This window comes from Azohydromonas australica DSM 1124 (assembly GCF_000430725.1).
GTDB classification, from domain to species: Bacteria; Pseudomonadota; Gammaproteobacteria; order Burkholderiales; family Burkholderiaceae_C; genus Azohydromonas; species Azohydromonas australica.
On the sequence record NZ_KE387203.1, the window covers coordinates 488,462 to 507,649 of the forward strand.

21 protein-coding genes and 1 pseudogene are annotated in these 19,188 nt (G+C 71.6%); 11 read left to right on the top strand and 11 right to left on the bottom strand.

Features of this window, described 5'->3' with window-relative positions; translation table 11 throughout:
- Window positions 1–226 precede the first annotated feature (226 nt).
- Both H537_RS54550 and H537_RS56325 read left to right on the top strand, forming a co-directional pair.
- Window positions 227–505 carry a LysR substrate-binding domain-containing protein gene (locus tag H537_RS54550; protein WP_028999473.1) on the top strand — a complete coding sequence of 93 codons (279 nt, stop codon included), beginning with the start codon at window positions 227–229 and terminating at the stop codon, window positions 503–505.
- A 150-nt stretch (window positions 506–655) separates the two neighbouring features.
- Window positions 656–874, top strand: a pseudogene (locus H537_RS56325) (NAD(P)-dependent oxidoreductase); the annotation flags it as partial.
- Window positions 875–891: 17 nt separating this feature from the next.
- Here the strand turns inward: H537_RS56325 and H537_RS0121365 are convergent.
- The 7 genes from H537_RS0121365 to H537_RS44575 all read right to left on the bottom strand — a co-directional run bounded on the left by H537_RS0121365 (window position 892) and on the right by H537_RS44575 (window position 9,732).
- A complete protein-coding gene (locus H537_RS0121365) occupies window positions 892–2,154 on the bottom strand; it encodes a putative Na+/H+ antiporter (RefSeq protein ID WP_028999474.1) in 1,263 nt (420 codons plus the stop codon).
- 144 nt (window positions 2,155–2,298) lie between these two features.
- Entirely contained in the window at window positions 2,299–4,224 is a 1,926-nt protein-coding gene (locus H537_RS0121370; RefSeq protein ID WP_084150854.1) for a potassium transporter Kup, read from the bottom strand.
- 54 nt (window positions 4,225–4,278) lie between these two features.
- Window positions 4,279–5,013: a winged helix-turn-helix domain-containing protein gene (locus H537_RS0121375; protein WP_028999476.1), complete on the bottom strand. Its 735-nt coding sequence runs from the start codon at window positions 5,011–5,013 to the stop codon at window positions 4,279–4,281.
- 22 nt (window positions 5,014–5,035) lie between these two features.
- Complete coding sequence (locus H537_RS44565; RefSeq protein ID WP_051243042.1) at window positions 5,036–6,718, bottom strand: sensor histidine kinase; 1,683 nt, start codon at window positions 6,716–6,718, stop codon at window positions 5,036–5,038.
- A 172-nt stretch (window positions 6,719–6,890) separates the two neighbouring features.
- Window positions 6,891–7,370, bottom strand: coding sequence for a single-stranded DNA-binding protein (locus tag H537_RS44570; RefSeq protein WP_084150855.1), 480 nt, complete (start codon window positions 7,368–7,370; stop codon window positions 6,891–6,893).
- A 146-nt stretch (window positions 7,371–7,516) separates the two neighbouring features.
- Complete coding sequence (locus tag H537_RS0121390) at window positions 7,517–8,425, bottom strand: amino acid ABC transporter substrate-binding protein (RefSeq protein ID WP_051243043.1); 909 nt, start codon at window positions 8,423–8,425, stop codon at window positions 7,517–7,519.
- Complete coding sequence (locus H537_RS44575; RefSeq protein ID WP_051243044.1) at window positions 8,425–9,732, bottom strand: dicarboxylate/amino acid:cation symporter; 1,308 nt, start codon at window positions 9,730–9,732, stop codon at window positions 8,425–8,427. Before H537_RS44575 ends, H537_RS0121390 begins: the two co-directional genes overlap by 1 nt.
- 192 nt (window positions 9,733–9,924) lie before the next feature.
- Between H537_RS44575 and H537_RS44580 the strand changes: the two genes are divergently transcribed.
- Window positions 9,925–10,530: a DUF2242 domain-containing protein gene (locus tag H537_RS44580; protein ID WP_043459394.1), complete on the top strand. Its 606-nt coding sequence runs from the start codon at window positions 9,925–9,927 to the stop codon at window positions 10,528–10,530.
- Between the two features lies 1 nt (window position 10,531).
- On the opposite strand, the gene H537_RS0121405 is transcribed toward H537_RS44580, so the two are convergent.
- Window positions 10,532–11,602 carry a metallophosphoesterase gene (locus H537_RS0121405; protein WP_028999478.1) on the bottom strand — a complete coding sequence of 357 codons (1,071 nt, stop codon included), beginning with the start codon at window positions 11,600–11,602 and terminating at the stop codon, window positions 10,532–10,534.
- 192 nt (window positions 11,603–11,794) lie between these two features.
- Here H537_RS0121405 and H537_RS0121410 point away from each other — a divergent pair, with 192 nt between their 5' ends.
- Window positions 11,795–12,421: a dioxygenase family protein gene (locus H537_RS0121410; protein WP_051243081.1), complete on the top strand. Its 627-nt coding sequence runs from the start codon at window positions 11,795–11,797 to the stop codon at window positions 12,419–12,421.
- 305 nt (window positions 12,422–12,726) lie between these two features.
- Here the strand turns inward: H537_RS0121410 and H537_RS0121415 are convergent, their stop codons facing one another.
- The gene (locus H537_RS0121415) at window positions 12,727–13,614 is read right to left on the bottom strand and encodes a hypothetical protein (RefSeq protein WP_028999480.1); all 888 of its coding nucleotides are present in this window, start codon (window positions 13,612–13,614) and stop codon (window positions 12,727–12,729) included.
- A gap of 479 nt (window positions 13,615–14,093) precedes the next feature.
- Here H537_RS0121415 and H537_RS0121420 point away from each other — a divergent pair, with 479 nt between their 5' ends.
- The 5 genes from H537_RS0121420 to H537_RS53275 all read left to right on the top strand — a co-directional run bounded on the left by H537_RS0121420 (window position 14,094) and on the right by H537_RS53275 (window position 17,300).
- Window positions 14,094–14,414, top strand: a complete 321-nt coding sequence (locus H537_RS0121420; RefSeq protein ID WP_028999481.1) for a hypothetical protein — start codon at window positions 14,094–14,096, stop codon at window positions 14,412–14,414.
- A gap of 153 nt (window positions 14,415–14,567) precedes the next feature.
- Window positions 14,568–15,527, top strand: a complete 960-nt coding sequence (locus H537_RS0121425; protein ID WP_211235047.1) for a class I SAM-dependent methyltransferase — start codon at window positions 14,568–14,570, stop codon at window positions 15,525–15,527.
- Entirely contained in the window at window positions 15,524–16,282 is a 759-nt protein-coding gene (locus H537_RS0121430; protein ID WP_043459398.1) for a class II aldolase/adducin family protein, read from the top strand. The genes H537_RS0121425 and H537_RS0121430 overlap by 4 nt, the downstream gene beginning before the upstream one ends.
- A gap of 75 nt (window positions 16,283–16,357) precedes the next feature.
- Window positions 16,358–16,564, top strand: a complete 207-nt coding sequence (locus H537_RS0121435; protein ID WP_028999484.1) for a 4-oxalocrotonate tautomerase — start codon at window positions 16,358–16,360, stop codon at window positions 16,562–16,564.
- Between the two features lie 529 nt (window positions 16,565–17,093).
- The gene (locus H537_RS53275; protein WP_028999485.1) at window positions 17,094–17,300 is read left to right on the top strand and encodes a hypothetical protein; all 207 of its coding nucleotides are present in this window, start codon (window positions 17,094–17,096) and stop codon (window positions 17,298–17,300) included.
- Window positions 17,301–17,332: 32 nt separating this feature from the next.
- Here the strand turns inward: H537_RS53275 and H537_RS49550 are convergent, their stop codons facing one another.
- Together H537_RS49550 and H537_RS49555 are read right to left on the bottom strand one after the other, a co-directional pair.
- Window positions 17,333–17,797, bottom strand: coding sequence for a GNAT family N-acetyltransferase (locus tag H537_RS49550; RefSeq protein WP_169517062.1), 465 nt, complete (start codon window positions 17,795–17,797; stop codon window positions 17,333–17,335).
- A 116-nt stretch (window positions 17,798–17,913) separates the two neighbouring features.
- Window positions 17,914–18,513, bottom strand: a complete 600-nt coding sequence (locus tag H537_RS49555; RefSeq protein ID WP_502527947.1) for a YidB family protein — start codon at window positions 18,511–18,513, stop codon at window positions 17,914–17,916.
- A 94-nt stretch (window positions 18,514–18,607) separates the two neighbouring features.
- Here H537_RS49555 and H537_RS0121460 point away from each other — a divergent pair, with 94 nt between their 5' ends.
- Window positions 18,608–18,889, top strand: a complete 282-nt coding sequence (locus tag H537_RS0121460) for a YkvA family protein (protein ID WP_028999486.1) — start codon at window positions 18,608–18,610, stop codon at window positions 18,887–18,889.
- A 91-nt stretch (window positions 18,890–18,980) separates the two neighbouring features.
- Window positions 18,981–19,187 carry a hypervirulence associated TUDOR domain-containing protein gene (locus H537_RS0121465; protein ID WP_028999487.1) on the top strand — a complete coding sequence of 69 codons (207 nt, stop codon included), beginning with the start codon at window positions 18,981–18,983 and terminating at the stop codon, window positions 19,185–19,187.
- The last annotated feature ends 1 nt before the right edge of the window (window position 19,188 follow it).

Genomic DNA, 19,188 nt, shown 5'->3' on the forward strand with positions numbered 1-19,188 from the left:
TCGGCGCGGTGCTCCTGGACCGCTCCAGCAAGAAGGTCCAGCTGACCGAGGCGGGGCAGCGGCTGCTGCCCGTGGCGCGCCAGATGCTGGACCTGATGGAGTCCATGCGCGCCGAGGCCACGGCCTCCGCGCGGCTGAGCGGGGACTGCCGCTTCGGCATCAGCGAGCTGGTGGCGCTGACCTGGCTGCCGCAGCTGGTGAGGACGGTGCGCCACGAGCCTCGTCGTTGCGGCTGCAGCCTTACGTGGACCTGGCGCGGGGGCTGGAGCGCCGCGTGGTGCGCGGCGAGCTGGACTTCGCGGTGGTCCGCGGTCTGGGGGAGAGCGAGTCGGTCGAGAGCGAAACCATCGCGTCGGTGGAGTTCACCTGGACGGCTGCCCCCGGGCGCCTGGATGCGGGCACCGTGCTCACCGCCGCGGAGCTGCTGCAGTACCCGCTGATCACCATGACCGAGGGCTGCAGCCGGGCGACCTGGTGCTGGGCGATGCCGACGGCGTGGTCATGATCCCGCGCGCCGACGTGGAGCGCGTGCTCCAGGCCGCGGAAGGGAAGCTGGCCGACGAGAAGGTGCGGCTGGAAGAGATCGCGCGCGGCGAGCTGGTGTCGCCGTGGCTGCACGACGCCTTGCGCGCCGCCCTGCTACACGGCGCGCGCCGGCCTGTTCGACGAGGCCGCGCTGCTGGCGCAGCTCCACGCCGGGCGGCTGCATGCGGGCATCGACTGTTTCCAGGACGAACCGCTGGGCCCCGATTCACCCTGGCTGACGGCACCCAACACGGTGCTGACACCGCACATCGGCGGCACCACGGCGACGGCCTTCCGGCAGATGGGCGTGATGGCGGCGCAGTCGATCGTGAGCCATCTCGGCCGCTGAGCCGCGGCCCCGGCCGTTCAGAGCAGCCACAACGCCGCTGCCGCCACCGCCGTGGGCCCCAGCGCGCCCAGCAGCAGCCCGCCGGCGCTGATGGAGCCGTTCTCGAAGCCGCGGCGCAGCAGCGCCACGCCGGCCGGATTGGGGGCGTTGGCGATCACGGTCAGCCCGCCGCCGGCCACCGCGCCGGCCACCAGCATGTATTTGGCCGCGTCGGACATGCCGGGCACCAGCGAGCCCAGGTACGTGAGCGCGGCGTTGTCGGTCACCGCCGTGAGGCCCAGCGCGCCGAAGAACAGCGCCAGCGGCTCCAGGGCCGAGACGATGGGCTGCAGCCACCAGCGCTGCAGTCCGCCCAGCACCACCAGCCCGGCCAGGAAGAAGGCCACCAGCAGCGCCTCGCGGATCAGCAGCGTGTCCTGGTGGCGCCCATAGGCCTGTGCGAAGCCCAGGAACAGCAGGAACAGGCTCAGGAACGCCACCGGGTGGTGCGCCAGCAGCACCACGCCGGCCAGCAGCAGCAGATGCACCAGCACCACGGCCACGGGCACGCGGGCCGCGTCCGGCGCCTGCACCGGCGACGCCGCCAGCGCACGCAGCGGCTCGCGCAGCAGGAAGGTCGCCACCGAGGCGTTGATCACCACCGCCAGCGCCGCCTTCCAGCCGAACTGCGCCAGCATGAAGCCGCTGTCCCACTGCCAGGTGGAGGCCACCATCAGCACCGGCGGCGCGGCGTAGGCGGTGAGCGTGCCGCCGATGGAGACGTTGACGAAGAGCACGCCCAGCGCCAGGTACTTGGCGCGCTTGGGCATGCCCGGGCGGAACACCAGCGGCGCAAGCATCAGCGCGGCGATCGTCATGGCCGCCGGCTCGGTGATGAGCGAGCCCAGCAGCGGCACCACCGCCAGGCCGAGCCAGGTGGCGGCCATGGCCCGCGGCAGCGGCATCAGGCGCGCCGCGGCGTCCAGCGCGGCCCGCACGGTCTGCAGCACCGGGCGCGAGCCCGCGATGACCATCACCACGAAGACGAACAGCGGCTCGGTGTAGTTGCGCGACTCCGCGTATTCCAGCGCGTGCCCGCCGCTGGCCACCAGGGCCAGCACCAGCACCAGCACGATGGCCCAGAAGCCGAAGACCACTTCCACCTCGCCCAGCAGGTGCAGGAGCCCGGCGTGGCGCGGGAACCGGTGCGAGAGCCGCTCGAACTGGTGCGCGGCGAAGGTGTGGAGCAGGGCGGCCGCGAAGAGGGCAGCGGCGATCAGGTCGATGGTGGGCGTGGACATCAGGTGCGCAAGCGGATTCATGCCGCGAGGCGGCCCGACCTTCGCTGAACCTGCTGCATCGACCAGGGGATGCGGCACCCGCGGGGAGTGTAGCCGCGGCCCTCCCAGCGCCGCCGCCGGGGCGGGCGTTGCGCCGCCCAGGCCTCAGATCTGGATGCGCGTCCCCAGCTCCACCACCGCGTTGTCGGGCAGCCTGAAGAAGGCCGCGACGCTGCCGGCGTTGCGGCTCATGGCGGCGAAGAGCCGCTCGCGCCAGTGCGCCATGCCCGCGCCCGGCGCGGGCACCACCGTCTCGCGGCTGAGGAAATAGCTCGTCTCGAAGGGTGAAAGCTCCAGCCCGGCCGCCTTGCAGCCCTCCAGCGCCCGGGGCACGTCCGGCACCTGCATGAAGCCGTAGCGCAGCGTCACGCGCCAGAAGCCGTCGCCCAGCGCCTGCACCTGCGCCCGCTCGGCCTCGTCCACCCAAGGCACGTCCTGGAAGCGCACGGTCAGCACCACGTTGCGCGCATGCAGCACGCCGTAGTGCTTGAGGTTGTGCAGCAGCGCGTGCGGCACGGTCTCGGGGTCGGCCACCGGGTAGACGGCCGTGCGCGGCGTGCGCGCGGCCTGCGGTGCCTGCAGGCTCCGCACGAAGTCCTGCAGCGCCAGCCCCTCGCTGCGGATGCTCTGCAGCAGCAGCTCGCGCCCGCGGGCCCAGGTGCTCATCAGCGCGAACAGCGCCAGGCCGATGGCCAGGGTGAACCAGCCGCCGTCGAGGAATTTCATGGCGCAGCTCGCCACCAGCAAGGCGTCCAGGGCCAGGAAGAAGGTGGTCGCGCCCACGGCCACGGGCAGCGGCAGGCGCCAGCCGTGGCGCACGACGAAGAAGGTCAGCGCCGTCGTGAGCAGCATCGTCACCGTCACCGCGATGCCGTAGGCGCCCGCCAGCGCGGAGGAGCTGCCGAAGCCCAGCACCACGGCCAGCACGCCGGCCAGCAGCATCCAGTTCACCGCGGGCAGGTAGATCTGGCCCGACTCCTGCGCCGAGGTGTAGCGCAGCGCCATGCGCGGCAGGAAGCCGAGCTGGATGGCCTGCTTGGTCAGCGAGTAGGCGCCCGAGATCACGGCCTGCGAGGCGATGACGGCCGCCAGCGCGGACAGCACCACGGCCGCCGGTACCCAGGCCGGCGGGAACAGGTGGAAGAAGGGGTTCTCCAGCGCCGCGGGGTCGGCCATCAGCAGCGCGCCCTGGCCCAGGTAGTTCAGCGCAAGCGCCGGCAGCACGAAGCCGCTCCACGCCAGCCGGATCGGCTTCTTCCCGAAATGCCCCATGTCCGCGTACAGCGCCTCGGCGCCGGTGAGCGCCAGCACGATGGCGCCCACCGCGGCCAGCACCTGCCAGCCGCGCTCCTGCAGGAAGGCCACGGCATGCAGCGGGTTGAGCGCCGCCAGGATCGCGGGCTCGCGCGCGATGTGCGCCACGCCCGTGGCGGCCAGCACCAGGAACCACAGCGTGATGACGGGCCCGAAGGCCCGTCCCACCGCGCCGGTGCCCAGGCGCTGCACCGCGAACAGCGCCACCAGCACCGCCACCGAGGCCGGCACGACCCAGGGCCGCAGCGCGGGCGCGGCCACTTCCAGGCCCTCCATGGCGCCCAGCACCGAGATGGCCGGCGTGATGATGCTGTCGCCGTAGAACAGCGTGGCGCCCAGCAGGCCCAGCAGCAGCAGGCCGTGGCGCAGGGCGGGCCGCCCGCGTACCGCGTGCGCGGCCAGCGCCGTGAGCGCCAGCACGCCGCCCTCGCCGCGGTTGTCGGCGCGCAGGATGAGGATCACGTACTTGAGCGTGACCACGAGCATCAGCGCCCAGACGATGGTCGAGCAGGCGCCCACGAGGTGCGGCGCGTCCAGCGGGACGCCGGTGGCGGGATGGAACACCTCCTTGAGCGTGTAGAGCGGGCTGGTGCCGATGTCGCCGAAGACGACGCCGATGGCGGCCAGCGTCAGCGCCGGCAGGCCCTGGCGCCCGGGCACGGCGGCGCCGGTAGGGGAAGGGCTGGAGGACAGCGGGGGTGAAAGAGATTGCGTCATGGGCCCCAGCGTGGCGGGGGGCGCATCAGGAACGCATAAGGAACGGCGGCCGCCTCAACCCTCGGCGGTCCCTTCGGGCTCCGCCAGCCGGTACCCCACCCCCGGCTCCGTGAGCAGCAGTTGCGGCTCGGTCGGGTCGGGCTCCAGCTTGGCGCGCAGCTGGCCCATGTACAGGCGCAGGTAGTGCGTGTCGGCCACGTGCTCCGGGCCCCAGACGTCGGCCAGCAGCTGCCGGTGCGTGACCACGCGCCCGGCGTCGCGCACCAGCCGGGCCAGCAGCTCGAACTCGGTGGGCGTCAGGCGCACGGGAGCACCGCCGGCGCGCACCTCGCGCCGCGCCAGGTCCACCTGCAGCGCACCGTGCGCGTAGCGGGTGACCGCCGGCGCCAGCCGGGTGCCCCGGTGGCGCAGCGCCACGCGCATGCGCGCCAGCAGCTCGCCGATGCCGAAAGGCTTCACCAGGTAGTCGTCGGCGCCGGCATCGAGCAGGCGGATCTTCTGGCCGTCGCTCTGGCGCGCGGAGATCACGATCAGCGGCAGCCCGTGCCGGCGGCGCAGCGCCGCCAGCAGCGTCTCGCCCTCGCCGTCGGGCAGGCCCAGGTCCAGCAGCACCAGGTCCGTGCCGGCGTCGCCGGCGTGGCGGGGCTGCCGGCCCAGGTGCGTCAGCAGCGCCAGGCCTTCGGACAGGCTCGCGGCGGTGACGACCTCGTAGCCCTCCACCGCCAGCGCGTCGCGCAGCGTGGCGCGCAACTCGCGGTCGTCCTCGACCAGCAGCACCCGCAGGCTCATCGCCACCCTCCCGCGCGGGCCGTCATGCCGCGCCTCCGGCCACGGCGGGGCTGCCTGGCGTATCGGGTCTGCCTGGCCCTGCCGGGTTCTCCAGCGCGTCGGCCGAGGCCGCGGGCGCGGCGCCGTGCGTGTCCGTCGCCGAGAAGTCGCCCGGTGCCGGCATGCCGGGCTCGGGCGGTGGCGGCTCGATGGGCAGCCAGCATTCGAAGCTGGTGCCGCCGTTGGCGCGCGGGCGCAGCCGCAGCTCGCCGCCGTGCGCCCGCGCGATGGCGCGGCACACCGCCAGGCCCACGCCGGCGCCGCGGCGGGCGCGCTCGCCCGCGGCCACGGGCCGGGGCTCGCCGCGCTGGAAGACCTCGAACACCTTCTCGCGCCAGCTCGGCGCCACGCCGGGGCCGCGGTCGCGCACGGCGAACACCACGCCGCCCTCGCGCAGCTGCACCGCCAGCTCCACGGGGGCAGGCGGGTCGCTGTACTTGAGGGCGTTGTCCGCCAGGTTCTCCAGCATCTGCGCCAGCAGCAGCGCGTCGCAGCGCACCAGCGGCAGCCCCGGCGCGAGCCAGGCGCGCACGCGGCGGCCGGGGTCGTGCGCGCGCACGCGGCGCAGCACGGCGCCCACGATCTCCTCGGCCGACTCCCAGTCGCGCTGCAGCTGCACGCCGGGTGCGTCCAGCCGCGCGAGCTGCAGCGTGTTGTCGGTGAGGCGGCCGAGCTGCGTGGCCTCGTCCTCGATGGTCCGCGCCAGGCGCCGGCGCTGCTCGGCCGACAGCCGCTCGCCCTGCTCGCACAGCGAGGAGGCCGCGCTCAGGATGGCCGCCAGCGGCGTGCGGTAGTCGTGCGAGATGGCTGCCAGCATCGCGTTGCGCACGCCCTGCAGCTGCGCCAGCTCGCGCGCCGCCTCCGCCGCGCGCTGCGCGTGCGCGCGCTGTAGCGCCAGCCCGGCCTGGTCGCACAGCGCCTGCGCCTGGCGGCGCAGGGCCTCGGCCGGCGGCAGCTTCAAGCTGTCCAGGGCCACCACCGCGGCGCCGAAGGCGGCCTGGCGCCCGCGCAGCGGCCAGTACCACTGCCGCAGCTCCCCGTGGCGCCCGGTGCCGGGACCGAAAGGCTGGCCCTGCCGCAGGCACTGCCAGAGCCCGGCGCTTTCGTCGCCCGTAGGCGTGCCCAGCAGCAGCACGGCGGCGGGGTCGTCCTGCGCGGGCAGCGGCTCGCGCAGCAGCAGCAGTGTCGGCGCCGCGCCCAGCAACTGCGCCAGGGCCTCGCGCAGCCGCTCGCCCTGCTGCGCCGGGTCGTCGGCATCGCGCAGCGCCTCGCCCAGGCGGCGCATCTGCTCGGCCTGCGCCGCGTGGCGCTGGGCGCTGGCGGCCAGGCCGCGCTGGCGCGACATCAGCAGCGCCACGATGGTGCTGACCACCAGCGTCGCGCCCAGCAGCAGCGCGTCCTGCCGCAGGTCCACCGCGAAGGTGTGGCGCGGCGGCACGAACAGCCAGTTGAAGGCCAGCACCGACCCCAGCGTCAGTGCCAGTGACGCACCTACCGGCAGCCACAGGCTCGCGAGCGCGGAGGCCAGCAGCAGCACCATGGCCAGGTTTGGCACGTCGAGCCGGCCATCCAGCGCCGGCAGCGCGATCCAGGCCACGGCCCAGACGGCCAGGCCGACCACGCCGTTCAGCAGCCGGCGGCGGGAGGGAGATTCGGCGGTGTCCATGCCTGGGAACGTAGCAGGCCGGACATCAGGAAGTCATAAGGGCGGCGTGCGAGGGGCGCGACCGCCGCGATGTCCCGGGCATCCGGGCGCTGCGGCTTGCCGCCCCGCCGGGGCCGTTCGCCTTGCGCTACCTCGGAGCGAACGGCAATCAGGGGCTGGTGAGGGTGCCGGCTCAGTTCCAGGGCTCGTCGGAGGCGGGCCAGCCGTCGGCGCCGGGTTCCGCGCCGGGCGGCGGCGGGGCGCGGTAGTCGCCGCGGCGGGCTGCCGCGGGCGCCGGCGCGGATGGGTATGGCGTGCGGGCCGGCGGCTCCGCGCTGCCTGCGGCGGCGCCGACGGTGTCGCGCTTGCGCTTGACCTGGTACGCGCTCAGCACCTGGCTGGCCACCATGTCCAGCGAGGGCCGCGCCTGGCCTTCGCGGTCCGTCCAGACCTTGGGCGTGAGGGTGCCGGCCACTGACACCGCGTCGCCGTCCGACAGCGCCAGCAGCGCCGCCTGCGCGGTGGCGTCGAAAGCCAGGACGTTGACGAAAAGCACCTCGCCGCCGCTGGTGGCGGCGCGCACCTTCGCCGTCACGAAGGGGCGGCCGCTGTTGGTGCCCGTGCGCTGCTCCGGCCGACCGTACACCTTGCCGGCAACCAGTCCTTCGATCATCGCGTGCTCCTTCCCTTGGCCACTGGGCTGGAGGCTGCCGCAACGCTGTCGCTGCGCCGCAGCATCCATGGCGCAGTTGTACGCCAGCGCCGCCGCCTGCGGATCGGCCAGGGCCTTGCGGTGGCGCGCGCAACCGGCCGGCCGCTTCAGGGCGGCAGCCCCAGGCCCTCGAAGATCGCCGTCAGCTGCGGGCCCATGCGCAGCTTGAGCTCCTCGCCGCCGGGCAGGCGGCGCAGGAACCACTGGTCGTAGATCCACGCCAGCTCGCGGCTCTCGGCCAAGCGGCGGAAGCTGCGCTCCACCACCTGCGCCAGCTGCGGATCGTCGCGGCGGTAGGCGATGCCGTAGGGCTCGAAGCTCAGCAGCTCGCCCACCACGGCCAGCGCGCGCGGCTCCTTCGCGCGTGCCCTGAGGCCCAGCAGCAGCACCTCGTCGCTGGCCAGTGCGTCGGCCTGGCCGGACTCGAAGGCTTCGAAGGCCTGGCGCAGGTCGGGCCGGGTCAGCAGCTTCAGGTCCGGCGCGCTCTTGTCGGCCAGCGCGCGCATCGTGGCCTCGTTGGTGGTGCCGGCGCTGGCGGCCACGGTGCGTCCGCGCAGCTGCTCCCAGGCGCGGATGCCGCTGTCGCGCCGCACCATCAGCTTGGTGCCGGTGACGAAGATCACCGGCGAGAAGGCCACCTCCTGCCGGCGCTGCTGGGTGTTGGTGGTGGAGCCGCATTCCAGGTCCACGCGGCCGTCCTTCACCGCGGGGATGCGCTGCTCGGACTGCAGCGCCACCAGCCGCACCGCCACGTCCGCGCGGTCGATGGCCGACTTGATCTCCTCCACGATGGCCAGGCACAGGTCCACGCTGTAGCCGACATGGCGCCCGGAGGGCAGGGCGTAGGAGAAGGGGAAGGCGGTGTCGCGCACGCCCAGGGTCACGACGCCGCTGTCGCGCACCTTCTTCAGCGTGCCGGCCAGGCCTTCGCCGCCGGACTGGGCCCAGGCGCCGCCGGCCAGGGCGCAGCCCGAGACCGCCAGCGCCGCCAGCGCGCCACGGAGGCGGGCGCCCATCACGCCACCTGCCGCGCGCTGCCGTCCGCGGGCCGCGCCTCGCCGTCGAGCAGCGCCTCGGCCGGCACCTCCTCGGAGCGCTCGGCGCCCAGCTCGCCCTCCCACTTGGCCACCACCGAGGTGGCGATGCCGTTGCCGACCACGTTGGTCACGCTGCGGCCCATGTCCAGGAACTGGTCCACGCCCATGATCAGCAGCAGCCCGGCCTCGGGCACGTTGAACTGCGACAGCGTGGCGGCGATGACCACCAGCGAGGCGCGCGGCACGCCGGCCATGCCCTTGCTGGTGAGCATCAGGATCATCAGCATCGTGAGCTGCTGCCCCAGCGACAGCTCGATGCCGTAGGCCTGCGCGATGAACAGCGACGCGAAGGTGCAATACATCATCGAGCCGTCGAGGTTGAAGGAGTAGCCCATGGGCAGCACGAAGCTGCCGATCTTGTTGGGCACGCCGAAGCGCTCCAGCTGCTCCAGCGTCTTCGGGTAGGCCGCCTCGCTGCTGGCGGTGCTGAAGGCCAGCAGCATCGGCGCGCGCAGCAGCTTGAGCAGGTTGACCACGCGCGGGCCGATCACCAGCAGCCCCGCGGTCCCGAGCACCGTCCACAGCAGCAGCAGCCCCAGGTAGAACTCGCCCATGAACGTGCCATAGGTCACCAGCACGCCCAGGCCCTGCGTCGTGATGATGCTGGCCATGGCGGCGAACACGGCCAGCGGCGCGAGCTTCATCACGTAGCCGGTGACCTTGAGCATGATGTGCGCGACCTGGTCCAGCAGCTGCACCACGCCCTCGGCGGGCTTGCCGATGGAGGCGATGGCGATGCTGAAGAAGCCGGCGAAGACCACGATCTGCAGGATCTCGTTGGTCGCCAGCGCCTCGAAGAGGCTGCGCGGCACCAGGTGCGTGACGAACTCCTTGAGCGACAGCGAGCTGGTCTTGAGGCCCGAGGAGGCCGAGGCATCGGGCAGCGGCAGGTTCAGGCCCACGCCGGGCTGCCACCAGTTGGCCAGCAGCGCGCCCAGCGCCAGCGAGATGAAGGAGGCCCCGAAGAACCAGCCCAGCGTCTTGGCGCCGATGCGCCCCACGGCGCCGAGGTCGCCCATCTTGGCCACGCCCACCACCAGCGTGGACAGCACCAGCGGCGCCACGATCATCTTGATCAGCCGCAGGAACAGGTCCGTGATGATCGAGAAGTAGCCAGCGACGGCCTTGGCCTCCTGCGCGTCCGGGTAGCGCGCGTGGCAGAAATAGCCCACCGCGATGCCGGCGCCCATGCCGATGAGGATCCAGGTGGTCAGCTTGAGCTTCATGCGATCTCCTGTGGTGGCGGTCACCGGCGCTCCAGGACGCGGGCGGCCCGGGTGCGGGCCCGGGGCTTCGCGGGGGACGGCAAAGGCCGGGCCCGAGACGCGGCATCGGGGCACGAGGGCCGGGCGCCGGTGGTGGCCGCCGCCGCGCGGGGCCGGCGGGGCGGGTTACCGAAGCTCCGGGATAATCCCCGCATGAGCTTGTCCTGCAAATTTCCGGTGATCCGCTCCTTTGTTTCCGCCATATTGCTGCTGCAGCTTTGGGGCTGCGGTTCCTTGCACGCGCCCACCCCGGGGCACCCGGTGGAGAGTTTTGATGCGACGGACCGTTTCTCGCGCTCGGTGGACCTGGAACCGCCCGAGGCCTGCGAGGCGGCACGGCAGGCGCTGTTGAGCCAGGGATATCTGGTGAGCACGGTGCAAAACACGGAAATGCGTGGCCGCAAGAATTTCCAGATGGTTGGCGGCCAGCACGTGGAGATGGAGATCCGCGTGGTCTGCACCGCCGCCGCCCGGCCGGACGACGAGCGGCGCGCCACGGTGTTCGTCAGCGCGGTGCAGGAGCACTTCGAGCTCAAGAAAAGCAGCAATTCCGCCAGCGTGGGCGTGGGCGCGCTGGGATCGCTGTCGCTGCCTTTTTCCACCGGCACCGATTCCATGGTGAAGGTGGCCAGCGAAACCGTCACCGCGCCGCGTTTCTACGACCGTTTCTTTGAAATTCTGGACCGTTATCTGCATATCCCGAGCAAATTGCCCAGCGACCAGCCGGGCTCGGGGTTGATGCCGTTTTCCGAGTTTTGAGTCAAACCCGTGCCGTGGCCCGGAAACCCGTGGTGTGGACGATTTGCCCGTCGTCGAGCACCAGGCTGCGTTCGGGCCAGCGCAGTGCCGCCAGCCGGGTGCTGCCGGGCGTGACCTCGCCGCGGCGCTCCATCCAGCGCCCGCCCACCGAGTAGTCCACGCAGAAGACGTTGCCGCGCGGGCCGAGCCAGGCCAGGTGCGACACGCCGGCGAACAGGTCCGGCCCGCCGCGGCCCAGATGCGCGCGCTGCAGCGGCGGAATGTGGCGCCAGAAATGGCCCACCACCACCGGCGTGTCCTCGCCGTAGCCGTCCCACCAAGGCACGCGCTCGGTGAAGCGCCACTGGCCGTTGTGGAAGAAGGGCGCCTGCGAGCGGCGCTCCAGTCCCAGCATCAGCACCCGCAGCGGGTTGAGTGCCTGGCGCGCCTCGTCGCAGTGCGCCACGGCCTCCAGCATCGGCACCGGTGCCGCCGCGTCGCCCAGGTGGTGGCGCCAGGGCGCCTTCTCGGCGCGCGCGCGGGCGCGCCAGCCCTGCGTGATCAGCGCCACGTCGGCCTCGTCGTCCAGTCGCTCGAACAGCTCGGCCAGCGGCGCGGGCGGGCGCGGCTCGGCCAGCCGTGCCAGCGAGGGTGCATGCCACGCGGCATGCACCACGCGCAAGTCGGCACGCTCCAGCGTCAGCGGCAGCGTCCCGAAGAAGGCCAGCACCTCGGCGCGCTCGGCCTCGCTTTGCAGCGCGGCGAAGGGCGTGAAGCGGGCGTCGCGGTGCGCGCCCTCGTTCCAGAACCAGTCGCTGCCCTGCTTGCGCTGCCCGCGCAGCAGGTTGAGCTCGTGGTTGCCCAGCAGCGCCTGGGCCCGGCCCTGCTCCACCAGGGCACGCACGCGCGCGATCACGCCGGGACTGTCCGGGCCGCGATCGCACAGGTCGCCCACGAACACGAGGCGGCGCCCTTGCGGGTGGCGGCCTTCCTCGTCATAGCCCAGTGCGGCCAGCAGGGCCTGCAGCGCCTCGTGCTCCCCGTGGACGTCGCCCACGATGTCCAGCGGGGTGTCGGGCAGCGCGCCGTGCATGAAAGAACTCCCTCCGAAAAACGGTGATGCTCGAAGCTGACATTGTCGGTTGCCGCTGCAACGGGCACGGCCCGCGCCAGCGCGGCACGGTGCAGCAGGGCGCGCGTGGGCATGCCTTGGCGGCTGTCAGTCGGGAGCAGACTGTGGCGGCGTGTCGTGACGCCTTCCTGACTCCCGATGAAGGAGCTGCCCATGAAAAGCCCTGCCATTTCGCGCCGCCGGTGGCTTTCCCGCGTCGCCACGGGCCTGGCCCTGTGGCCGCTGCTGCCCGAAGGACGGTCTGCGCCGGCCCTGCGGCCCACGCCGGCGCAGACCGAGGGACCGTTCTATCCGGTGCGCCTGGACGAGGACACCGACTTCGACCTGCTGGCGCACGGACCGCTGCGCTACGCCGAGGGCCAGCCTTGCTGGGTGCAGGGCATCGTGACCGACATGGCGGGCGGCGCGCTGGCGGGGGCGGTGGTGGAGATCTGGCAGTGCGACGGCCAGGGCCACTACCACCACCCGGGCGATGGCGGGCGCGCCGATCCGGCCTTCCAGGGCTTCGGGCGCGTGCTCACTGGCGCGGACGGGCGCTACCGCTTCCGCACCATCCGGCCCGTGCCGTACACCGGGCGCACGCCGCACATCCACTTCAAGGTGCGCGTGGGCGGGCGCGAAGTGCTGACCACGCAGCTCTACGTCGAAGGCGATCCGGGCAATGCGCGTGACGCGATCTGGCGCCGGCTCTCGGCCGCGGACCGTGCCGCCGTCACCCGGCCTTTCGAAGCCGGCCCGGACGGAGAACGCTGCGAATTCCCCCTGGTGGTCACCATCTGAGCACTGCGACACATACACGATTCGTCCAGCACAACGAACCCTATCCTGGACGGGCTGTGATGGCCCATGCCGCAGTTCTTCCTGATCCGTCTGCCTTGCCCTTGATTTCCCTCACACGGGCCGGGCTCGGCAACGTGGCGGGAAACGCAACCCGTAGTGTTAAACTTGTAGGTTGAATCTCGTATGTTGTTTTAAAGACCATATCGATCCTGTGCATCGGATCCAGGGCAGAAAAAGCGCGACGGCCCCGGCAGTGGATCTCCACCGCCGGGGCCGCCGTCTCCCTCCGCCCGCCTCAGGCTTGATCAGTTGCGCTGGTACTGGACCCGGCCCATGAAGGTCTGGCCTTGCTGGCCCATGTTGCCCACGTTGTATTGGATCGTGGCGCCGTAGTCGCCGCGGACCGGGCCGTCGGCCGCCAAATTGAACGGGCTGCAGCTGTTGTCCAGGATGAGCTCGGTCACCTTGGCGAAATAAGGCACGGCGGCGGGAGTGCGCTGGATCTGGCGCAGCATCACCGCGTGGCCTTCACGGCCGGTGTCGTTCGCTGCATTCCAGGCCCAGACCGATTCACGCTCCGTGGCGCCGAACCAGTTGGTGGTGTCCCCCGTGCCGAAACTGCCACCCGCATCGACGTCCAAATCCACCTGGCGGCGCAAAACCACGCCGGAGAGGGAAGGGCCGCCGATTCGGCTCAGCGTCATTTCGACGGTGAGGGACCTTTCCACGTCGACCTTCGTGATCACCTGGCGCAGGCGCAGCCAGCCGTCAGAGGTATTGCGGGTGATGGTGCAGCGGTTACCGGAGCAACTGGCCGTGGAAGGGCCGAAACCGGATTCGGATTCGCCCGTGTCCCAGGCCCGGCGCTGGACGCCAAAACCGGTATAGCAAAGCACATAACCTTCACTGAGGTTGCCCACGCCGATGTGGTCATAACCGGTTGGCCCCTCGAAGCGCAGCAGGTTGCCGTGATTGGACAACCAGACCCGCGGCCGGCCAGGATAAACGTAGAACACGCTGGTGCTCTCGGGCGAGGCGCTGGTGCTGCCCGCCGACTGCTCGCCCGGTGCTGCCCCGACCGGCGTGGTCGCCAGCGCACCGGCCAGACCCACCGCCGCGAAGGCCGCTGCCGCGGCAGCCCCGCGCGTGAACGAGGCCGCTGTGAATGGAAATTCGAAATTGAAAACGGACATGACGTCTCCTCGCTTGCAATTGCGCCGCATCCCTGTCGCTTCGATTGAATTGACCCCGGCAGTGCCGGACCCTCCGGGCGGGCACGATTGGCTTCCGAAATGCCGCTTGTGTCAACCTTAAAACTATGTTGATACCAATTTCAAATCCGCTGAAGCGAGCTGCCGCCGGATTGTCCACAGCAGGGGTCGAATAGGTGCAGTCCAGGCGAGGGGGCTGAATACCGATCCGCGTGGCGCCCAGCCACTCGTTCGCAAAAATTGCATCGCCATTTCCTGACGAGATCATGGTTTCCACGATCAGGAAATTCACTGGGCGCTACGGTTACTAATAGAAACCTCGATTGCGCGGCTGGGCTGGCGCTCTTGATATTCGTCATTTCGTAAAACCCACGCCCGTAACCCGGTCCGCGCGCTGCTGCCCATGCGCGGCACAAGGCTTGCCAAAGCCGGCGGGTGTGCAACGTTTGCGATCACTTCCCATGAAAACCCTCTTTGCCGCCCTGATTGCCGCCACCCTTGCCGGCCCGGGCCTGCCTGCCCTGGCGCAGGAACAGCCGGCCATCAACAAGCAAGAAGCCAAGGACATGAACACGCAGTCCAAGGCCGAGTACGAGGCCCGCAAGGACCTCGCCGATGCCAACCACGAGCTGAACAAGGCCGACTGCGAGATCACGGAAGAAGGCGGCGCCGAGCGCGCCTGCAAGAAGGAGGCGAAGGCCGTGCGCAAGGCGCAGAAGGCCGAGGCCAAGCAGATCCACGAAAGCGACAAGCAGGCCATCAAGGCGCTGTCCGACAAGTAAGCTGCTGCCGCCGCGCCGGCCCGTTGCCTGGGCCGGCGTGTCTCATTCACTGTCCTGCTGCCGGCTCAGGCGGCGCGCCCGAGGCCTGGGCCAGCGGCAACATGGGCATCTGGTCGACCTGTCGCCTCTGACGGGCCGCGGAAGGAGACCCTGATGCAAACGACAAGATCCCGGCCCGCGTGGGCTTTCACATCCCTGAGGCAGCCCGTGGCGCTGCTGTGCGGCCTGGCGGCCCTGCTGGCCGGTTGCGCGCAAGGGCCCAGCCACCCGGCCGGTCCCGCCGCGGCGACGGCGGCGGCCACGGCGCCGGATGCGCCGCTGTCGGCCGAGCGCATCGCCGCCATCCTGGCCACGCCCGATCGCAGCGCCGCCGACCGCAGCAACGACCTGCGCCGCAAGCCCGCGGAGATGCTGGCCTTCATCGGCCCGCGCCCGGGCATGGTGGCGCTGGACCTCAGCGCCGCGGGCGGCTACACGACCGAGCTGCTGGCCCGGGCCATCGGCCCTACCGGCCGCGTCTACGGCCACAGCGCGCCGCGCAATCCGTCCCGGCAGCCCCCGCCGGCGCCCGAAGGCGGCACCGCCCCGGCCGCGCCCCCTGCACCGGCCCTCGGCGGCGAGGGCACGCCACCCGCCGCGACCGCGCCGCGTCCGCCGTCGCCCGTGGCGCTGGCCGAGCGCGCGCGCCGGTTGCAGGAAGCGGGCGTGGCTTCCGCGCCCATCGAGCCGGTGGTGCGCAACTTCGAGGATCCCGTGCCGGCCGAGCTGGCCGAAGGCCGGCTGGACCTGGTCACGCTGATGTTCAACTACCACGACCTGGGCTTCCTGGGCGTGGACCGCGCGCGCATGAACGCCGCCATCTACCGCGCGCTCAAGCCCGGCGGCATCTTCGTCATCGCGGACCACGCCGGGCGGCCGGGCACCGGCATCTCCGAGTCCGGTACCCTTCACCGCATCGAGGAAGCCTTTCTGCGCAGCGAGGTCGAAGCCGCGGGCTTCAGGCTCGCCGCGACGGGCGACTTCCTGCGCAACCCCAACGACCCGCGCGACCGCAACACGCCCATCCCGCTGCAACCCAAGGACGAGTTCGTGCTCAAGTTCATCAAGCCATGACCGCCGTGACCCCTTCCCGGCGCCCGCGCACCGAGCGCGAGGTGCGCATCGACCTGGCCGCCGCCTACCGCCTGGCTGCGCTGGCGGGCTGGGACGACACCATCTACACCCATCTCTCGGCCGCGGTGCCGGGCGAACCCGGCGTGTACCTGCTCAACGAGTTCGGGCTGTCCTTCGAGGAGGTCACGGCCTCCAGCCTGGTGAAGGTGGACGTGCACGGGCGTGTGGTGGACGGCAGCGGCCGGCGCGTCAATCCCAGCGGCTTCGCCATCCACGGCGCGGTGCACGCGGCGCGGCCGGACGTGGAATGCGTGGTCCACCTGCACGCGCCCTGGGGCGTGGCGCTGGCCATGCTGCCCGGTGGGCTGCAGCCGACCTCGCAGTGGGCCATGCGCCTGTACGGCCGGCTGGGCCGCCACGGCTACGAGGGCTTGGCGCTGGGCGCCGAGGAGCAGCAGCGCATGGTCGCGGCGCTGGGCAGTCTCGACGGGCTGATCCTGGACAATCACGGCACGCTCACCGTGGGGCGCAGCGTGGCCGAGGCCTACCTGCTGATGCACCTGCTCGAACGCGCCGCGCAGGCCCAGCTCCGGGCCATGGCGGCGTCGGGCGGACAGGTCCTGGTCGCCAGCCCGGCACTGGCCGAGCGCACCTACCGCCAATGGGTGGGCGACGGCAGCGAATGGGACGGCGACGCCGAATGGCCCGCGCTGCTGCGCCGCGCCGAGCGGCTGTCGCCGGGCTTCCGCGACTGAGCCATGCGCGCCTGCAAGCCGGGCGCTCCCTACCACTTTCGATTCAAACCACCGACCCCCGAGGGATACAGAACCATGCCGACCATCCGCATCGAACTCTTCGAAGGCCGCACCCCGGAACAGAAGGCCGCCCTGGCCCAGGAAATCACCGCCGCCTGCGCGCGCGTGCTGGGCAGCAGCCCAGACAGCGTCGACGTGTTGTTCTTCGACGTCGCCCGCCAGAACTGGGCCAGCGGCGGCGTGCTCTGGAGCGACCGCACGCCCAACAAGCCGGCGGCCTGAGCCCAAGCCAACCGCATCGGCGCCGGTAGCACCGGCGTCCGGCCCGGGGCTGCACTGGTCAGCGCGTCCGGGCTTGCGCACTGCAGCAGCCGGTACGCGCACCAGCGCGATTGGCCGGCGCAAGTACACCGTCTCTGCGTTGGCCCACGCACCTAATCCACTTCAATAGTAGTTATGTCAACTTTTCGGAAGCTTTCAGCTGGTCTGGTACGGCATGGCGGTTATTTGCGGTAGGCCATGAAGTGTGGGCCCGCTCCGTGTAGGCACGGTATAGCGCTCAAATCTCCTGATATTTGTTCGAACCTCCCATTTGGCATGCCGCTGCGGTGAAAAACCCTGCTGGCAGCTGCAACCGTATTGCCGCGCCCCGCCTGGCCCCCCATTTTCCGGGCTTGGACAGGTTGAATTTCCGCTGGCATCGTGGATCGCACCTGTCAGGCCTCGGCCCGCAGGGCGGCAAGGCAGCCTGCGGGCTGCCGGTCCCAGCTGCCCCGGCGGGCTGCCGGCCGCAATTTCCAAGGGGCGCGCCATGCTGCTTTCCAGCCGAAAACTGCACGAGAAACACCCGGTCGCCATGACCATCATTGGCCTGGGTTTGAGCATCATCGGGATACTGCTGATTTCGAATTCGAATCTGCCCTACCGCAATTTCCTGGTGATGCTGGGCGTGCTGGGCATCGCGATGAACGCCTTCGCGCTGATCGTGCACCTGTGCGCGCGCTCGAACCGGCGCTGAGGCGCTGAGGCGCTGAAGCCGCGGCGCGCGGCTCAGCCGGTGCGCAGGTTCTTCTCCATGCGGATGGCGTCCACCACGCCGCCGTAGTAGCCGGCCGCCCGGCCGGTGGCCTCGAAACCCAGGCGGCGGTAGAAGGCCAGCGCCCCAGGGTTGTCGGCCCGCAGTTCCAGGCGGATCTTCTCCAGCCCCGCCAGCTGCGCCGGCTTCTGCAGCCAGTCCACCAGGCGCGCGCCCACGCCGCGGCGCCGGTGCGTGGGCGCCACCGCCAGCAGCGCCAGGTGCGCGTGGTGCTCGCCGTATTCCATGATCCCGAAGCTCACCAGCCGCTGGTCGATCTGCAGCACGGCCACGTTGACCGCGGGATTGGCCATCGCCTGCAGCACGCGGTCGCGGCGCCAGCTCCAGCCCAGGTCGGTCTCGATCTGGTCGCGCGACATGAGCGCGATTCCCGCCGCGTCCTGCGGCTGGGCCAGGCGGATCGCGGGCACGACGAACACTTTCGGCTCCTCCAGCGCGGTGCAACGCCCCAGCATCGCGCCGCCACGCGGGGACCGGCGCCACGGGACGGCAGTCACCCACCGCGCCGCAGGGACTTGGGGCGGCACGCCGTCGCTCAATGCGGCAGCCGCTTCTCGTAGTCCATCAGGCTGGCCAGCAGCCGGTCGCGCGCGGGCACCTCGCCGGTGGGCGTGAAGTGGTCCACCACCGCCGGCAGCAGCACCGTCAGGCCGCGCCGCACCTCCTCCTCGCCCAGCCCGGCGCGTTCGGCCAAGGCACGCAGCTCCTGCGCGCTGAACACCTCCGGGACGATCTCCGGCGCCATCGGCTCGTTGGCCCCCTGCCGGACCCAGGAGCTGGCCAGCGCGCCGTGCCCGTGGCGGGAGAAGCGTGCCAGCAGCCCCGCCAGGCCGCCCACACCGGAGAAGGTCCGCTCGGTGGGCGAGCCGTCGACGGCTCCGGGCGGCACGACCGCCGCCGCGCCCGGCCCGCGCCGGTCGGCGAGCAGGCCCAGCAGCACCGGCAGCAGCGCCGTCAGCACCCGGTCGGGCACCACGGCGCCGGCGCTCGTGACGCCAGTTCCGGCCCCGGCCTCGCCGCCGGCCGAGCCGCCCAGCAACTGGTCGAGCAGTCCCATGGCTTGCCCCTTGCTCGCTAAGTGAATGCGACGCCCGGACGTCGGCAAACGGCGTACACGGTGCGCGCCGGGCCGCAACTGTTACCGCTTGTCCCCGCGGCCTTGCCTGGCCGGGCGCGCGCCGCCATCTGGGACCACAGGGCCGCTGTCCGGGCCGAATGGAGTCATGCAAATGTGGAAGCGATTGACCGTGTTGTGGACCGTCGTGCGTGGCGACGCGCGGCGCCTGTGGTTCGCCTTGCGCCATCCCCAGTCGCCGGGCTGGTTGAAATTCGGGACGGCGCTGATCGCGCTGTACCTGCTGTCCCCGGTGGACCTGCTGCCCGACACCATCCCGCTGCTCGGCGTGGTGGACGACCTGGTGCTGGTGCCGCTGGCCATCCGCTTCCTGCTCGACCGCCTGCCGCCCGACATCGTGCGTGCGGCCAACCAGCGTTTCGGCGGCCGCCCGTAGCCCGTCCGGCACAGCCGTTGCCTCCAAGGCCCATGGCGGCCCATTGCGCCGGCCGGCCGCGGGGCCGGGGCCCGGGCCAAGGAGCGGCGAGATGACGGAGCTGAAGAAGGGCGACGAGGTGAGCTGGAACACCTCTCAGGGCCGGACGCACGGGACCGTGACGCGCAAGGTCACGGGCGAGGCCCAGGCCGGGGGCCACACGGCCAAGGCGTCCGCGGACGAGCCGCAGTTCGAGGTGCGCAGCGCCAAGACCGGGCGCAAGGCGATCCACAAGGCCGACGCGCTGAAGAAGGGCTGAG

What these genes read in the sequence shown, in the direction of transcription:
- H537_RS0121365 (WP_028999474.1), bottom strand. Translation starts at nt 2,154, where the DNA reads ATGTCCACGCCCACCATCGACCTGATCGCCGCTGCCCTCTTCGCGGCC.
- H537_RS0121370 (WP_084150854.1), bottom strand. Translation starts at nt 4,224, where the DNA reads ATGACGCAATCTCTTTCACCCCCGCTGTCCTCCAGCCCTTCCCCTACC.
- H537_RS0121375 (WP_028999476.1), bottom strand. Translation starts at nt 5,013, where the DNA reads ATGAGCCTGCGGGTGCTGCTGGTCGAGGACGACCGCGAGTTGCGCGCC.
- H537_RS44565 (WP_051243042.1), bottom strand. Translation starts at nt 6,718, where the DNA reads ATGGACACCGCCGAATCTCCCTCCCGCCGCCGGCTGCTGAACGGCGTG.
- H537_RS44570 (WP_084150855.1), bottom strand. Translation starts at nt 7,370, where the DNA reads ATGATCGAAGGACTGGTTGCCGGCAAGGTGTACGGTCGGCCGGAGCAG.
- H537_RS0121390 (WP_051243043.1), bottom strand. Translation starts at nt 8,425, where the DNA reads ATGGGCGCCCGCCTCCGTGGCGCGCTGGCGGCGCTGGCGGTCTCGGGC.
- H537_RS44575 (WP_051243044.1), bottom strand. Translation starts at nt 9,732, where the DNA reads ATGAAGCTCAAGCTGACCACCTGGATCCTCATCGGCATGGGCGCCGGC.
- H537_RS44580 (WP_043459394.1), top strand. Translation starts at nt 9,925, where the DNA reads ATGAGCTTGTCCTGCAAATTTCCGGTGATCCGCTCCTTTGTTTCCGCC.
- H537_RS0121405 (WP_028999478.1), bottom strand. Translation starts at nt 11,602, where the DNA reads ATGCACGGCGCGCTGCCCGACACCCCGCTGGACATCGTGGGCGACGTC.
- H537_RS0121410 (WP_051243081.1), top strand. Translation starts at nt 11,795, where the DNA reads ATGAAAAGCCCTGCCATTTCGCGCCGCCGGTGGCTTTCCCGCGTCGCC.
- H537_RS0121415 (WP_028999480.1), bottom strand. Translation starts at nt 13,614, where the DNA reads ATGTCCGTTTTCAATTTCGAATTTCCATTCACAGCGGCCTCGTTCACG.
- H537_RS0121420 (WP_028999481.1), top strand. Translation starts at nt 14,094, where the DNA reads ATGAAAACCCTCTTTGCCGCCCTGATTGCCGCCACCCTTGCCGGCCCG.
- H537_RS0121425 (WP_211235047.1), top strand. Translation starts at nt 14,568, where the DNA reads ATGCAAACGACAAGATCCCGGCCCGCGTGGGCTTTCACATCCCTGAGG.
- H537_RS0121430 (WP_043459398.1), top strand. Translation starts at nt 15,524, where the DNA reads ATGACCGCCGTGACCCCTTCCCGGCGCCCGCGCACCGAGCGCGAGGTG.
- H537_RS0121435 (WP_028999484.1), top strand. Translation starts at nt 16,358, where the DNA reads ATGCCGACCATCCGCATCGAACTCTTCGAAGGCCGCACCCCGGAACAG.
- H537_RS53275 (WP_028999485.1), top strand. Translation starts at nt 17,094, where the DNA reads ATGCTGCTTTCCAGCCGAAAACTGCACGAGAAACACCCGGTCGCCATG.
- H537_RS0121460 (WP_028999486.1), top strand. Translation starts at nt 18,608, where the DNA reads ATGTGGAAGCGATTGACCGTGTTGTGGACCGTCGTGCGTGGCGACGCG.
- H537_RS0121465 (WP_028999487.1), top strand. Translation starts at nt 18,981, where the DNA reads ATGACGGAGCTGAAGAAGGGCGACGAGGTGAGCTGGAACACCTCTCAG.